The following is a 14,320-nucleotide window of genomic DNA, read 5'->3' as shown; positions in this document are numbered from 1 at the left end:
TCCCTGTTTTTGTTGGATGACTGCCATGACTTCGCCCTACCCCGCACCCGATTACGACAACGATTCCCCCGATCACGGGCGTGAGGCGATCCACACCGAGTACAAGTTCTCGCACGTCACCACCGGCCGCTACCTGCCCACCCCGGGCAAGGCACCGGCGTGGCCGTTCGCCGACATCGGCAGCTGGATGATCGACGCCAATGCCAGCGCTGCGGATTGGCTGACCGAGCTGAAGGACTGGCGCCAGGAACACCTGGTGCGCATCGGCTATACCGACGTGAACTACCGGCGCCCGGAACTGCAGTGGGCGCAGCGCAACTTCGTGCACGCGCAGATGATGGTCGAGGACCGCTATTTCTTCGACGTGGAAACCGCGCAGTACACCGTCGACAAGTACCTGGATGATCTGATCGAACGCTTCGGCGGCCTGGATTCGGTATTGATCTGGTACATCTACCCGAACATCGGCATCGACGACCGCAACCAGTTCGATCTGGCCCACACGCTGCCGGGCGGCCTGGAAGGTTTGACCGCCGCGGTGAAGGCATTCCAGAAGCGCGGCGTGCGCGTGTTCCTGCCGGCCAAGCCGTGGGATCACGGCACCCGTGACCCGGGCGTCACCCATTGGGATGGCCTGGCCGAGATCATCAAGGCCACCGGTGCCGACGGCATCAACGGCGACACCTTCAACGGCGTGCCGCGCGCGTTCTTCGACGCCTGCGATGCCAATGGCAACCCGGTGGTGGTGCAGCCCGAATCCACCATCAGCTCGGAAGAGCAGCTGATCTGGAACGTGCAGAGCTGGGGCAAGAAGGCACCCGATGGCCCGGTGCCGCCGGTGTCCAAGTGGAAGTGGCTGGAGCCGCGCCACATGGTCAATTACGAGAATCGCTGGGGCCGCAACCGCAACCACGACCTGCAGTACTGCTTCTTCAACGGCATCGGCTACAACGCCTGGGAAAACATCTGGGGCATCTGGAACCAGTTCACCGCGCGTGATGGTGAAACCCTGCGCCGCATCGCCGCCATCTATCGCCAGTTCCCGGCGCTGATCGTGGCGATGGATTGGGAGCCCTACCAGGTCTGCTACCAGGGCGGCATCTTCGCCAGCAAGTTCCCGGTCGAAGGCCAGTGCCTGCACACGTTCATCAACCGCAACGAGTACGCAGTCAACGGTGAGCAGATCGGCCTGCCGCATGTGGACGGCACCCGTTACTACGATGTCTGGCACGGCGTGGAACTGTCGCCGGCGGTGCGTGATGGGGTAGCCATCATCGAGCTTCCGATGGAAGCACGCGGCTTTGGCGCGGTGCTGAGCGTGCAGCCGGGCGTTGCCGTTGAAGGCCTTGATGCGTTCCTTATCGAAGCCGCCAAGCGCGCCGAACAGCCGCTCAATAGCTTCTCCGGCGCCTGGAAGGCAATCCCGCAGCAGCTGCGCGAGATCCCCGCCACCACCGCGCAAGCGACCGCGCCGCAGGGCATGGTCACCATTCCGGCTGGCGAGTTCGTGTTCGCAGTCGGCGGCATCGAGATCGAAGGCTTCAACTGGGCCGGCCAGGACGTGCAGTTCCCGTGGGAAGACTGCCCGCGTCGTCACCATCGCAAGCTGATGCAGATGCAGGCGTTCCATATCGATCGCCACCCGGTCACCAATGCGCAGTTCAAGGCCTTCATCGATGCCACCGGCTATCACCCGGCCGATGACATCAACTTCCTCGCCCATTGGGTGGATGGCGCACCGCGCGCCGGCTGGGACAACAAGCCGGTGATCTGGGTGTCGCTGGAAGACGCACGCGCCTACGCTGCGTGGGCCGGCAAGCGTCTGCCGCACGAATGGGAATGGCAGTACGCCGCGCAGGGCAACGATGGTCGAACCTATCCGTGGGGCAATGACTGGGACCAGAGCCGTGTGCCGCAAGTCAACCGTGGCCGCCGCCTGCTCGCCCCGGCCGATGTCGATGCGCATCCGCAGGGCGCAAGCCCGTTTGGCGTCGAGGACCTGGTCGGCAACGTGTGGCAGTGGACCGATGAGTTCAGCGATGAACACACCCGCGCGGCGATCCTGCGCGGTGGCTCCAGCTACCAGCCGCAGACCTCGCATTGGTATTTCCCGCAGGCCTATCGTCTGGACCAGCACGGCAAGTACCTGCTGATGGCACCGGCCAAGGACCGCAGCGGCATGCTCGGCTTCCGTTGCGTGGTGGACGCGGCATGAGTGCGGCCATCACCAGCGGCCAGCAGCTGATCGCACCGGCAGCGGTGAAGCTCGACGGTGTATTCGGGCAGATGCTGGCGGCCAACCGCAGCGGCCGCCTCAGTCACTTCATCGTCGATGAAGCCAGCCCGTCGATCAGCATCTTCGGTCAGGCGCACAAGCAGCAGAACCAGGAAGGCGACTGGTACGGCGAGCACGCCGGCAAGTGGCTGTCGGCCACCGCCCGCGCAGTCGCACAGGGCAGCCAACCCGAGCTGGAAGCCAACCTGCGCCGCGTCGCCGATTGGTTGATCAGCCAGCAGGACGAGGACGGTTATCTCGGCAACTACGCCGCCGACCGCCGTTTCACCGTGCCGCAGCCGCCCAAGCCCGAGAGCTGGAACGGCGAACCGGCGCTGCGCACCTGGGACATCTGGACCCACAGCTACCTGATCCTCGGCTTCCTCGAAACCTGGCGTGCGCTGGGCGATGACAGCTACCTGCAAGCCGCGCGGCGCATCGCCGACCTGTGCTGGCAGGCGCTGGAATCGGGCATCGACATCACCACGCTGGGCAACCACCACGGCATGTCGGCGACGGTGCTGCTGGACCCGGCCGCCGACCTGTACCTGGTCACCGGCGAGCCGCGTTATCTCGCGTTGGCCGAGAAGATCCTGCAGCAGGCCAATGCCAATCCGCGCCTGGCCCTGCTCGACAAGGGCATCGCCAACGAAGACGCCGCCTTCATCGCCACCGGCAAGGCTTACCAGCTGTCGTGGAATCTTGTTGGCCTGGCCAAGCTGTACAAGGCCACCGGCAAGGCCGATTACAAGCTGGCCATCGACAACCTGTGGAACAACATCCGCGAACAGCACCTGACCCTGGGCGGCGGCCCGTGGGGCGGCGTGGCACATCGCTCGCGCGAGGTGTTCAACGCACCGCGTACGTTCTTCCCGCAGGCCTATGTGGAAACCTGTTCGGTGCTGGCATGGATGCAGCTCAACCGCGAGCTGCTGGCCATCAGCGGCCACGCCCGCTACGCCGACGAACTGGAACGCACTGCCTACAACGACCTGCTGGCAGCGATGGCGCCGAACGGTGAGGACTGGTGTTACTACACCTTCCCCAACGGCAAGCGTGTGCATACGACGTACTGGCGCTGCTGCAAGTCGTCCGGCGCGATGGCGGTGGAAGAGCTGCCGCAGATCGCCTATGGCGTCGCTGCCGACGGCGGCCTGCGGGTGAACCTGTACGGCGCCGGTGAAGCCACGCTCAATCATGCAGACGCTGGCAAGGTGGTGCTGCAGCAGCAGACCCGCTATCCATTCAATGGCGATATCAGCCTGCGGGTGATGCCCGAGCACAGCGCCAGCTTCGGCATCGGCCTGCGCATCCCGGCCTGGGCCGAGGATGCACGCATCCAGGTCAATGGCATCACCGTGCCAGTGCAGGTTGGTGCGGATGGTTACGTGCAGCTGCAGCGCCAGTGGCAGGCTGGCGATCTGGTCAGCGTGAAGCTGCCGATGCAGCCGCAGCTGCACCGCGCCGCCAACATCAACGTGCAGGAATCGCGTGCGCCGGACGGCTCGCCGGTGGCGCAGGAAGTGCTGCGCTGGGAATACGTCGGCCTGAGCTACGGCCCGCTGGTCTATGCGACCACACTGATCGATGGCTTCAAGACCGATGAAACCGTGAAGCTGCCGGAAGGTGATCCTTCGCGCTGGCTGCAGGTAGGCCAGGACGAGGGTGAAGGCGCAACGGTGACGATGCAGCTGGAGTGCCGCGCGCCGTTGGTGTTCGAGCCTTACTACCGCTGCGGTGGCCGCGAACACGACGTCTGGCGCCTGAGCTGGCTGTCGCTGGCCCCGCAGTAAGCCGGTCGCCGCTGCCTGTGACCCGACAAGGCGCAGGCAGCGGTGGTTTTGAGGGCGATGACACCGCGATACCTGCTTTTTGTCCTCGCTGAAAATACCCGCACGATATGTTTCTTCCCATCCACCGGGAGGAAACTGCAATCAAGGATTCGAGTGCAGCCCATGTCAGCAAGCAACAACCCATCTCCGTTCGACATCGCCCAGCGCGATGGTGCCCGTGGCCCGCTCAGCGGTGTGCGCGTGCTGGACCTGAGCGCCTACATCGCCGGGCCGTACGGTTGCACCCTGCTGGCCGACCAGGGCGCGGAAGTGATCAAGGTGGAACCGCCGGTTGGTGACAACCTGCGCAAGTACCCGTCCACGCTGGAAGCCGAGAGCCGCGCCTTCCTCGGCGTTAACCGCTCCAAGCGCGGTGTGGTGCTCGACCTGAAGGAAGCCGACCAGCGCGCGGTGCTGATGCGCCTGGTGCGCGAAGCCGACGTGCTGGTGCACAACTTCCGTCCCAGCGTGCCGGCCCGCCTGGGCATCGATTTCGACAGCCTGAACAAGATCAACCCGCGCCTGGTGTACTGCGCGGTCACCGGTTACGGCGAGGACGGTCCACTCAAGGACAAGGCCGGCTACGACCAGGTGCTGCAGACCATGACCGGCATGTGCGCGATGCAGGGCAAGCCCGGCGGCGCGCCGGAAATCCTGTACGGCTCGGTGGTCGACTACTACGCCGCCGCGCTGGTGGCTGCCGGTGTGTCCTCGGCGCTGTTCGAGCGCGAACGCAGTGGCGAAGGCCAGTATGTCGGCGTGTCGCTGCTGCGCAGTGCGCTCACCATGCAGTCGGCACGGATGATCTGGGCCGAAGGCGAACCGGAAGGCGTGGGCCGCGACATGCGCTCGGGCGGTGTCACCGGCATCCACCCCACCGCGCAGGGCCATCTGTACATCTCGGCCAATACGCCGCGCTTCTGGCAGGCGCTTTGCGACAAGATCGGCCTGCCGGCAATGGGCAGCGATCCGCGTTACGACACCGTGCGCAAGCGCGCTGAGCATTCCGACGAACTGCTGGCCAAGCTGCATGCCGCGCTGGCTGCACGCAGCGCGTTGGAGTGGGAAGCGCTGTTCGGCGAAGAAGTGCCGTGCGCAGCCGCGCGCAAGGTCGAGGACATGTTCGAGCACCCGCAGGTGCTGGCCGAAGACATGATCACGACGCTGCAGCATCCGCTGCTGGGAAGTTATCGCGGCATCACCCGTCCCATCGTGTTTGGTCGCACCCCCGGCCCGCAGCCGTTCGCCGCGCCGACCTTCGACCAGGACACCGCCGCTGTCATCGCCGCCGTCGATGATGGCGTCACCAACGCCTGATCCGGAGCACATCATGAGCACTGCATCCAAGCTCGCGCAGCTGCGCGAACTGTCCGTCGTCGTCGCCGATACCGGAGATTACGACGCCATCAAGCGCCTGCGCCCGGTCGACTGCACCACCAACCCGACGCTGGTGAAGAAAGCCCTTGACCTGCCGGTCTATGCCGGCCTGATCGAGCGCGAGCTGCAGTGGGGTCGTGCCCAATCCGGTGACAAGCAGGCCATCGCCAATGCCGTGGTCGATCGCCTGACCGTCGGCGTCGGCACCATGCTGGCCGAGCTGGTGCCGGGCCGTGTCTCCACCGAAGTGGATGCCGACCAGGCGCACAACACCGAGGCTACCGTCGCCAAGGCGCGCGAGTTCATCGCCATGTACGAAGCGGCCGGCGTGCCGCGCAGCAAGGTGCTGATCAAGATCGCCGCGACCTGGGCCGGCGTCGAAGCCGCCCGCGTGCTGCAGGCCGAGGGCATCGACTGCAACCTGACCCTGATCTTCAACCCGACCCAGGCCCTGGCCTGCTCGGAAGCCGGCTCCTTCCTGATCTCGCCGTTCGTCGGCCGCATCCTGGATTGGTACGTGGCCAACGGCCAGACCCCGGCCAGCATCGACGAAGACCCGGGCGTGGTGTTCGTGCGCGGCGTGTTTGCCGAGTTCAAGCGTCGCGGCTCCAACACCGTTGTCATGGGTGCCTCGTTCCGTTCGACGGCGCAGATCGAAGCGCTGGCTGGCTGTGATCGCCTGACCATCTCGCCGGACCTGCTGGAGAAGCTGGATGCTGATTTCGGTGAGCTGCCGCGCAAGCTGATTGCTGGAGCTGCCGAAGCGGTGAACGTCGCTGCGATTGATGAAGCGAAGTTCGATGCGGATATGGCGGCTGATCCGATGGCTACGGAGAAGCTGGCTACTGGTATTGATGCGTTTGCGAAGGATCTGCAGACCTTGCGTCAGCGGATTTTGGATGAGATTGGGAACTGACAGCCAAAGCAATGCCCGATTACTCCCTTCTCCCGCCTGCGGGAGAAGGTGCCCCGAAGGGGCGGATGAGGGGAAGCTTTTCGAGCTTTAAAAGCTTTTGCTCTACGTGCTTTAAGAGCGCCCTCACCCCAACCCCTCTCCCGCGTGCGGGAGAGGGGCTTTCAGATCGCATGCTTTTTGCAGCTTTCAACAGCTTTTCGACACCCGGCTCCCTCTCCCTCGTGCCGGGGTCACCGCAGCCGGCCCCCCGTGCCTGGTTGCGGCTTTTCTACCTCAGCGCGAAATCATCTCGATGAAACGCGCAACCCGTGTGTAAGGCGGTCGCAGCAGATCACTGCCGGCCCGGCGGGTCTGCCACAGCACCGGCAAGCGCTTGCTCATCGCATCGAAGCCGGCCTTACCGTGGTACGCGCCCATGCCACTCGCGCCAACGCCACCAAACGGCAATCCGTTGATAGCGAAGTGCAGCAAGGTGTCATTGACGGTGACGCCACCGGCAATGGTCTGGCCGACGATCTTCTCCACCGTCGCCTTGTCATGGCTGAAGGGATACAAGGCCAGCGGCCGCTCGCGGCCATTGATGGTGGCGATGGCCTCGTCCAGTGAGCGATAGCTGCGAATTGGCAGGATCGGGCCGAAGATCTCGTCCTGCATCACCGTCGCGTCATCGCCCGGTTGCAGGATCAAGGTCGGCGGGAACAAGCGCTCGCTGCGCGAACGCTCGGCATCGATATCGGCCAACGGCAGCACCTGCAGGCCACGCGCATGCGCGTCATCCACATAGCCCTGCAGGCGTTGGTACTGGCCTTCATTGATGATGCGGCTGTAATCGGCCGCATCGCTGAAGTCGCCGTAACGCAGCCGCACCTGCGTGCGCAGCGCAGCAACGAGCTCATCAGCACGCGCTTCGTCGATCAGCACATAGTCCGGTGCAATGCAGGTCTGGCCAGCATTGAACCACTTGCCGGTCGCCAGTCTTGCGGCCGCTCCATCCACCGGATAGTCCGCTGCCACCAGCGCCGGCGACTTGCCGCCCAGTTCCAGGGTCAACGGCGTCAGATGCTGCGCGGCAGCCGCCATCACCTTGCGGCCAATCGCGGTGGAGCCGGTGAATACCAGATGGTCGAACGGCAGGCCCGAGAACGCAGATGCCACGCCTGCATCGCCCTGCACCACCGCCACGCGATCCGCTGGAAATACTTCCGCCAACAAGGACTGCAGGAACGCCGAACTGTTCGGCGTGTGCTCCGATGGCTTGAGCATCACATGGTTGCCAGCGGCAATCGCCGTCGCCAATGGCACCAGCGCCAGATTGACCGGGTAGTTCCACGGTGAGATCACCCCGACCACACCCACCGGCACCGGTCGCACCTGTGCCCGTGCCGGCCAGAAGCGCCAACCCACGCCAATCCGCTCCGGCTTCATCCAGCCACGCAGGTGCGAGAGCAGGTGATCGATTTCACCGGTGACAGTCATGCCGTCGGCAATCACCGATTCGTGTTTGGAACGATGGCCGAAATCGGCGGCAATCGCTTCGGTCATTTCCGGAATGCGCGCCTTGAATGCGGCGCGCAGGTGGTGCAGATCGTCGCGGCGCTGCGTGTAGTCCGGCTTGCGCTGCTGCCAGGCGCTACGCAGATGCGTCAGCCGCTGCTGCAGCGTGTTTGAACCATCGGTCTGTGGATCCATGGTGCCTCCCCAAGATCAGCGGCCACTGTAAACCTGTGTGTGTCGAGGAGTGAAGGCTTGTTTGCGGAGTGGGCGTGATGTGCTGCGCAAAGTCGGGAGCGAAGGCGGTGGAGCTCCCCCTCTCCAACCCTCCCCTGCGCGTTGCGCAAGGGAGGGAGCGGAACGCGTGACCTGTCAGCCCCCCGTGTATGCCGTTTTTGCCCCCTCCCTTTGCCGTAGCCAAGGGGCGGGCCGGGGAGGGGTGCTCTCCCCGCACAAAAAAAACCGCCCCCTTGCGGAGGCGGCTTTTGCATTACCTAGTACTCAAGCAATCAGTGCGACGAAGCCTTGCTCGCACCAATGCCGGTTTCGGCACGCACTTCCTGTGCCGGGTAGGCGGCACGCTCGGCCTGTGCGTTCTTGCTCTTGTCGGTGATCGAGAAGAACCAGATGCTGACGAAGGCAATCGTCATCGAGAACAGCGCCGGGCTGGTATACGGGAACGGCGCACTGCCGGCGGCATTGCCCAGCGTGTCGACCCATACCGACGGCGACAGCAGGGTCAGGATCAGCGACGAGGCCAGGCCCAACGAACCACCAATCACCGCACCGCGGGTGGTGCAGTCCTTCCACAGCAGCGACAGGATCAGCACCGGGAAGTTGGCCGATGCGGCGATGGCGAAGGCCAGCGACACCATGAAGGCCACGTTCTGCTTCTCGAACACGATACCGAGCAGCACTGCGATAACGCCCAACGCCAAGGTGGTGACGCGCGAGACACGCAGCTCCGAGCCCGGTGCCGGGTTGCCCTTCTTGAACACGGTGGCATACAGGTCATGCGACACCGCCGATGCACCGGACAGCGTCAGGCCAGCGACCACGGCCAGGATGGTGGCGAAGGCCACGGCCGAGATGAAGCCCATGAACATATTGCCGCCGACGGCCTTGCCGACCAGCACGGCTGCCATGTTCGGGCCGCCCTGGATGGTACCGGTGACCGGATCCGCATACTCCGGATTGGTCAGCACCAGCGCGATCGCACCGAAGCCGATGATGAAGATCAGGATGTAGAAGTAGCCGATCCAGGTGGTTGCCCACAGCACCGACTTGCGTGCCTGCTTTGCATCGGGAACGGTGAAGAAGCGCATCAGGATGTGCGGCAGGCCGGCGGTACCGAACATCAGTGCCATGCCGAACGAGATTGCCGAGATCGGATCCTTGACGAAGCCACCAGGCCCCATTATCGCCAAGCCTGTACTGGCCGCTTCCTCCGCACTCTTGCCGCCGTTGGCCGCGATCTGGGTCTTGACCCGCACCGCCTCGGTGAACAACGCCTCGAAGCTGAAGTTGAAGTGCCACATCACCATCACAGCCATGAAGGTCACGCCGGACAGCAACAGGCAGGCCTTGATGATCTGCACCCAGGTGGTTGCGGTCATGCCGCCGAACAGCACGTAGACCATCATCAGCACGCCGACCAGTGCCACTGCGATCCAGTAATCCAGGCCGAACAGCAGCTTGATCAGCGCACCGGCACCAACCATCTGAGCGATCAGGTAGAACAGCACCACGACCAGCGTGCCGGAGGCCGCGAACATGCGGATTGGCTTGGCCTGGAAGCGGTAGCCAGCGACGTCGGCGAAGGTGAAGCGGCCGAGGTTGCGCAGGCGCTCCGCCATCAGGAAGGTCAGGATCGGCCAACCGACGAGGAAGCCCAATGCGTAGATCAAACCGTCATAGCCGTTGGTCATCACCGCGGCGGTGATGCCCAGGAACGAGGCCGCCGACATGTAGTCACCAGCAATGGCCAGGCCGTTCTGGAAACCGGTGATGCCGCCACCGGCGGTGTAGAAGTCGGACGCCGACTTGGTGCGGCCAGCGGCCCACTTGGTGATGCCGAGCGTGAACACCACGAAGGTCGCGAACATGATGATCGCGGTCCAGTTGGTCGGCTGGCGCACGGTCTGGCCGATGTCGCCACCGGCGGCCATGGCCGCACCGCTGGCGATCAGCAGACCGAGCAGGGCGCCGGTTCGCAGGAAGGAGTGGTTCATTTCGCTTCCTCCACGATCTCTTCGGTCAACTTGTCGAATTCCTTGTTGGCACGGCGCACGTAGAAGCCGGTGATCACGATGGTGAACACCATCAAGCCCAAGGCGATCGGAATGCCGACGGTGGTGATCTTGCCGGCACCAATCGGCGTGGCCAGGAAGGCCTTGTCGAAGGCGATCAGGCCGATATAGCCGTAGTAGCCCAGCAACATCAGGATGGTCAGGAACCAACCCAGCTTGTTGCGCGAGCTGCGCAACCGTTGGTATTTCGGGTTGGAGGCGATCCGCTCTACACGGGGATCGACGGAAGCATTCATCGGAATTCTCCAGGCGTTGGGAATACGAACGCCACGGCATGCGGAGATGCCTTGACGGTCACATGAGTGCTCCCCGTGGGGGTAGGGAGATGGGGCGTACTACGTTTTCAGACGCGGTACCGGCGGCACTGCACCGCCGGCACCGGATGGGTCAGAAGCTGTACTTGGTGGTGAACTGCAGGCGGCTGATATCGCCCTTCTTGCCGTTCTCGATCTCGCGCACGCCGTACATCAACTCGGCACCGACATCGACCTTGGGCATCGGCGTGTAGAAGATGTTGCCGCGGATCGACTGCACGCTCTTTGTCACCAGGTCACCGGTGATGGAGGCATTGTTGTCGTAGTCGCTGCGTGCGTAGATCAGGTTGGTGCGCAGCTTCGGGGTGAAGGCATGGCGCCAGCCGACATAACCGGCAACCACACCGGTCGGGTCGATCTCGTCGCGGATCGCGTCGTAGCCACTGTCAGCGGTGATGCCCAGGCCGATGTAGCGCGAAATGCCTTCGCCACCGGTCAGCTGGTAATGCAGGGTGTCAGCGTCGCCCATCAGCCACTTGCCGCCAAGGGTGATACCGCCGGCCACCTTGCTGGCATCGGCACCGGTGGCCTGGTTGTCGAGCTTGAGCTGGCGCACCAGGCCGGCGACGCCGAAGGTACCCCAGTCACCCTTCCAGCCGTAACGCACGGTCAGGTCGGGCAGCGCGCCACGGTCGGAGTTGGCAACCGCCGGCACGTTCCACTTGTTGGTGACCGGGTTGAAGGTGCCGGTGAGCGAGGTGGTTTCCGGGTTTTCCAGGGCGACACTCAGGCCGCCGTTGGTGTAACGGATCTGTGCCTGGCGCACGAACACCACGCCATCGGTGGGGCCGACGAAGTCAGCCGCTTCCGGGATCGATGCCGCGTCCATGAAGTTGGACCAGGTCTGGCCGGCCAACCACTTGTTCCAGTACATGTAGGCGTGGCGGACGGTGACGCCGTAAGTGTTGGTCGCGGTCTGGTTGCCCAGCGAGTTGCCGAAGAAATCCATCTCCAGGAACGCACCGGCCTTGTCGCCGTTCTCGGCCACATTGTCCACGCCCAGGTTGAAGCGCGAGAACTTGGCATGGGCGTTGTAATCCACGTCCGAGGCCTTGCCCGAGCCACCAGCGCCATGCACGGGGGTCTGGCCCGGCAGGTACAGCGCGCGGCCGGTGGCGTCGTCGGCGAGCTGGCCGTCGCCGGTACGCGTGGCCAGGAAGTCGGCCTTGATGAAGCCGCCTACCTTGAAGGTGGTGCCAGGCGCTGCGCCCGGGGTGATGGTGGTCAGCTGAATCGGCTGCTTGCCGGCCGGCACGGCGGGTGTGGCGGCGCGCTCGGCCTGCGCGCTGCGCACCTGCACCACCTCGCTCTGGGTCTGGGCGATGGCGCCCTGCTGTTGCTGCTGGGTGGACAGCAGCAGCTGCACCTGCCGCTCAAGGTCGGCGACGCGTGCTTCCAGCGCCTTCTCTTTCGCGGTCTCGGCGAAGGCCATGCCCGGCGCGACCAGCGCGACGAACAGGGCTGCGGCGAGTGGCCGGCGGGCCGTTTTCAGGATGTTTCGATTCATTGGGACTGCCTCTCTCCAGGCTGATGAACGGTCCGCGCCGGTTGCACGGTCGCAGCCAGCGTGCGCGGGCATGGCGTCGGCCCGCTATTCGCCATTAGTCGTAAGCAAGCGTCTGTTCGACCATCGTCTAACAGAAGATCCAGCGCGCGGTGGGGTGGATGCGGCACACTTGGGGTGTCCGGCCCTGTCCCACGACATGGCTCATTCATTGGTTACAAGTGCAAAGGTGAGGGTTGCCATGACTGATGTATATCCCGTTGACTCCGCATTCGCCGAGAAGGCACGGATCGACAAGAACACGTACCAGCAGCTGTACCGCGAATCGGTCGAGAACCCCGATGCGTTCTGGGCCAAGGCGGCCGAGCGGCTGGACTGGTACAAGAAGCCGACCAAGATCAAGAACGTCAGCTACCAGCTCGACGATTTCCGCATCAAGTGGTTCGAGGACGGCGAACTCAATGTCAGCGTCAACTGCCTTGACCGGCAGCTGGCCACGCGCGGTGACAAAACCGCCATCCTGTTCGAGGCCGATGGCCCGGACAGCCCGGCACAGAAGGTCACCTACCGTGAACTGCACCAGCGCGTCTGCCGCCTCGGCAATGCGCTGCGCAGCCTCGGCATCAAGAAGGGTGACCGCGTCACCATCTACCTGCCGATGATCGTCGACGCTGCGGTGGCGATGCTGGCATGTGCCCGCGTCGGTGCCATCCACTCGGTGGTGTTCGGTGGCTTTGCCGCCAACTCCATCGCCGACCGCGTCGGCGACTGCGCCAGCAAGCTGATCATCACCGCCGATGAAGGCCTGCGTGGTGGCAAGAAGGTGCCACTGAAGGCCAATGTCGATGCCGCACTGAAGCTGCCCGGCACCAATACCGTGGAAACCGTGCTGGTCGTGCGCCACACCGGTGGTGCGGTCGACATGCAGGCACCGCGTGACCGCTGGTTCCACGATGTGGTGGACACCCAGCCGGCCGAGTGCGAACCCGAGCGCATGAACGCCGAAGATCCGCTGTTCATCCTCTACACCTCCGGCTCCACCGGCAAGCCCAAGGGCGTGCTGCACACCACCGGCGGTTACCTGCTGTACGCGGCCTACACCCATGAAGCGGTGTTCGACCTGCGCGAGGACGACATCTACTGGTGTACCGCCGACGTCGGCTGGGTCACCGGCCACAGCTACATCGTCTACGGCCCGCTGGCCAACGGCGCCACCTCGGTGATGTTCGAAGGCGTGCCGAACTACCCGAACACTTCGCGTTTCTGGGAAGTGATCGACAAGCACCAGGTCACCATCTTCTACACCGCGCCCACCGCCATTCGTGCACTGATGCGCGACGGCGAGGAGCCGGTCAAGCGCACCTCGCGCAAGAGCCTGCGCCTGCTCGGCAGCGTCGGTGAGCCGATCAATCCCGAAGCCTGGCGCTGGTATTACGACGTGGTCGGCGATGCCCGCTGCCCGATCGTGGACACCTGGTGGCAGACCGAAACCGGCGGCATCCTGATTTCGCCGCTGCCGGGTGCAACCGACCTCAAGCCGGGTTCGGCAACGCTGCCGTTCTTCGGCGTGCAGCCGGCGCTGGTCAGTGCCGACGGTGAGCCGCTGGAAGGCGCCACCGAAGGCAACCTGATCATCCGCGATTCCTGGCCGGGCCAGATGCGTACCGTCTACGGTGACCACCAGCGTTTCATCGACACCTATTTCCGCACCTACCCGGGCAGCTACTTCACCGGTGACGGCTGCCGTCGCGATGAAGATGGCTACTACTGGATCACCGGCCGCGTCGATGACGTGATGAACGTGTCCGGTCACCGCATCGGCACGGCCGAAGTGGAAAGCGCGCTGGTCTCGCACCCGAAGGTGGCCGAAGCGGCCGTGGTCGGCTTCCCGCACGACATCAAGGGCCAGGGCATCTATGCCTATGTCACCCTGATTGCCGGCGAAGCGCAGACCGACGAACTGCTCAAGGAACTGGTGGCATGGGTGCGCAAGGAAATCGGCCCGATCGCCGCGCCGGATCACCTGCAGTGGGCACCGGGCCTGCCCAAGACCCGCTCGGGCAAGATCATGCGCCGCATCCTGCGCAAGATCGCCGAGAACGCGCCGGACCAGCTCGGTGACACCTCCACGCTGGCTGATCCATCGGTGGTCGCATCGCTGGTGGAAGAGCGCAAGGTTCGCTAAGCGTTACAAGCCCGGGGCACCACGGTGCCCCGGCTGTCGGTCCATGTGGAGGGCGTGGATCGGCATCTGTACCGGTATCCTGTTTCACCGGAAGGGCGTCACGCCCCTTACTTCAGC

9 protein-coding genes are annotated in these 14,320 nt (G+C 64.3%); 5 read left to right on the top strand and 4 right to left on the bottom strand.

Annotation, left to right across the window (positions count from 1 at the left end; translation table 11 throughout):
- Positions 1-25: 25 nt before the first annotated feature.
- The 4 genes from Q5Z11_RS00660 to Q5Z11_RS00645 all read left to right on the top strand — a co-directional run bounded on the left by Q5Z11_RS00660 (position 26) and on the right by Q5Z11_RS00645 (position 6,400).
- On the top strand, positions 26-2,215 hold the full coding sequence (locus Q5Z11_RS00660) for a formylglycine-generating enzyme family protein (protein ID WP_303748241.1): 2,190 nt from the start codon (positions 26-28) through the stop codon (positions 2,213-2,215).
- Entirely contained in the window at positions 2,212-4,068 is a 1,857-nt protein-coding gene (locus Q5Z11_RS00655; RefSeq protein WP_303748240.1) for a glycoside hydrolase family 127 protein, read from the top strand. Before Q5Z11_RS00660 ends, Q5Z11_RS00655 begins: the two co-directional genes overlap by 4 nt.
- A gap of 162 nt (positions 4,069-4,230) precedes the next feature.
- Complete coding sequence (locus Q5Z11_RS00650) at positions 4,231-5,424, top strand: CaiB/BaiF CoA transferase family protein (RefSeq protein WP_303748239.1); 1,194 nt, start codon at positions 4,231-4,233, stop codon at positions 5,422-5,424.
- 13 nt (positions 5,425-5,437) lie between these two features.
- Positions 5,438-6,400, top strand: a complete 963-nt coding sequence (locus Q5Z11_RS00645) for a transaldolase (protein WP_303748238.1) — start codon at positions 5,438-5,440, stop codon at positions 6,398-6,400.
- 273 nt (positions 6,401-6,673) lie between these two features.
- On the opposite strand, the gene Q5Z11_RS00640 is transcribed toward Q5Z11_RS00645, so the two are convergent.
- The 4 genes from Q5Z11_RS00640 to Q5Z11_RS00625 form a co-directional block, all read right to left on the bottom strand.
- Positions 6,674-8,089: a coniferyl aldehyde dehydrogenase gene (locus Q5Z11_RS00640; RefSeq protein WP_303748237.1), complete on the bottom strand. Its 1,416-nt coding sequence runs from the start codon at positions 8,087-8,089 to the stop codon at positions 6,674-6,676.
- A 311-nt stretch (positions 8,090-8,400) separates the two neighbouring features.
- Positions 8,401-10,122, bottom strand: coding sequence for a cation acetate symporter (locus tag Q5Z11_RS00635; RefSeq protein WP_303748236.1), 1,722 nt, complete (start codon positions 10,120-10,122; stop codon positions 8,401-8,403).
- Positions 10,119-10,436 carry a DUF485 domain-containing protein gene (locus Q5Z11_RS00630; RefSeq protein ID WP_303748235.1) on the bottom strand — a complete coding sequence of 106 codons (318 nt, stop codon included), beginning with the start codon at positions 10,434-10,436 and terminating at the stop codon, positions 10,119-10,121. Before Q5Z11_RS00630 ends, Q5Z11_RS00635 begins: the two co-directional genes overlap by 4 nt.
- Positions 10,437-10,587: 151 nt before the next feature.
- On the bottom strand, positions 10,588-12,021 hold the full coding sequence (locus Q5Z11_RS00625) for a DcaP family trimeric outer membrane transporter (RefSeq protein ID WP_303748234.1): 1,434 nt from the start codon (positions 12,019-12,021) through the stop codon (positions 10,588-10,590).
- Positions 12,022-12,259: 238 nt separating this feature from the next.
- Between Q5Z11_RS00625 and acs the strand changes: the two genes are divergently transcribed.
- Positions 12,260-14,203 carry an acetate--CoA ligase gene (acs, locus tag Q5Z11_RS00620; protein WP_303748233.1) on the top strand — a complete coding sequence of 648 codons (1,944 nt, stop codon included), beginning with the start codon at positions 12,260-12,262 and terminating at the stop codon, positions 14,201-14,203.
- Positions 14,204-14,320 lie beyond the last annotated feature (117 nt).

It is taken from the genome of Stenotrophomonas sp. 610A2 (genome assembly GCF_030549615.1).
GTDB classification, from domain to species: Bacteria; Pseudomonadota; Gammaproteobacteria; order Xanthomonadales; family Xanthomonadaceae; genus Stenotrophomonas; species Stenotrophomonas pigmentata.
The sequence above is the reverse complement of the archived record's forward strand: the minus strand, read 5'-3'. Positions and strand labels throughout refer to the sequence as shown.

Bases quoted from the DNA above. Each gene is read 5' to 3' on its own strand.
- Q5Z11_RS00625 (WP_303748234.1), bottom strand. From the start codon at position 12,021: ATGAATCGAAACATCCTGAAAACGGCCCGCCGGCCACTCGCCGCAGCC.
- Q5Z11_RS00630 (WP_303748235.1), bottom strand. From the start codon at position 10,436: ATGAATGCTTCCGTCGATCCCCGTGTAGAGCGGATCGCCTCCAACCCG.
- Q5Z11_RS00655 (WP_303748240.1), top strand. From the start codon at position 2,212: ATGAGTGCGGCCATCACCAGCGGCCAGCAGCTGATCGCACCGGCAGCG.
- Q5Z11_RS00660 (WP_303748241.1), top strand. From the start codon at position 26: ATGACTTCGCCCTACCCCGCACCCGATTACGACAACGATTCCCCCGAT.
- Q5Z11_RS00645 (WP_303748238.1), top strand. From the start codon at position 5,438: ATGAGCACTGCATCCAAGCTCGCGCAGCTGCGCGAACTGTCCGTCGTC.
- Q5Z11_RS00635 (WP_303748236.1), bottom strand. From the start codon at position 10,122: ATGAACCACTCCTTCCTGCGAACCGGCGCCCTGCTCGGTCTGCTGATC.
- Q5Z11_RS00650 (WP_303748239.1), top strand. From the start codon at position 4,231: ATGTCAGCAAGCAACAACCCATCTCCGTTCGACATCGCCCAGCGCGAT.
- Q5Z11_RS00640 (WP_303748237.1), bottom strand. From the start codon at position 8,089: ATGGATCCACAGACCGATGGTTCAAACACGCTGCAGCAGCGGCTGACG.
- acs (WP_303748233.1), top strand. From the start codon at position 12,260: ATGACTGATGTATATCCCGTTGACTCCGCATTCGCCGAGAAGGCACGG.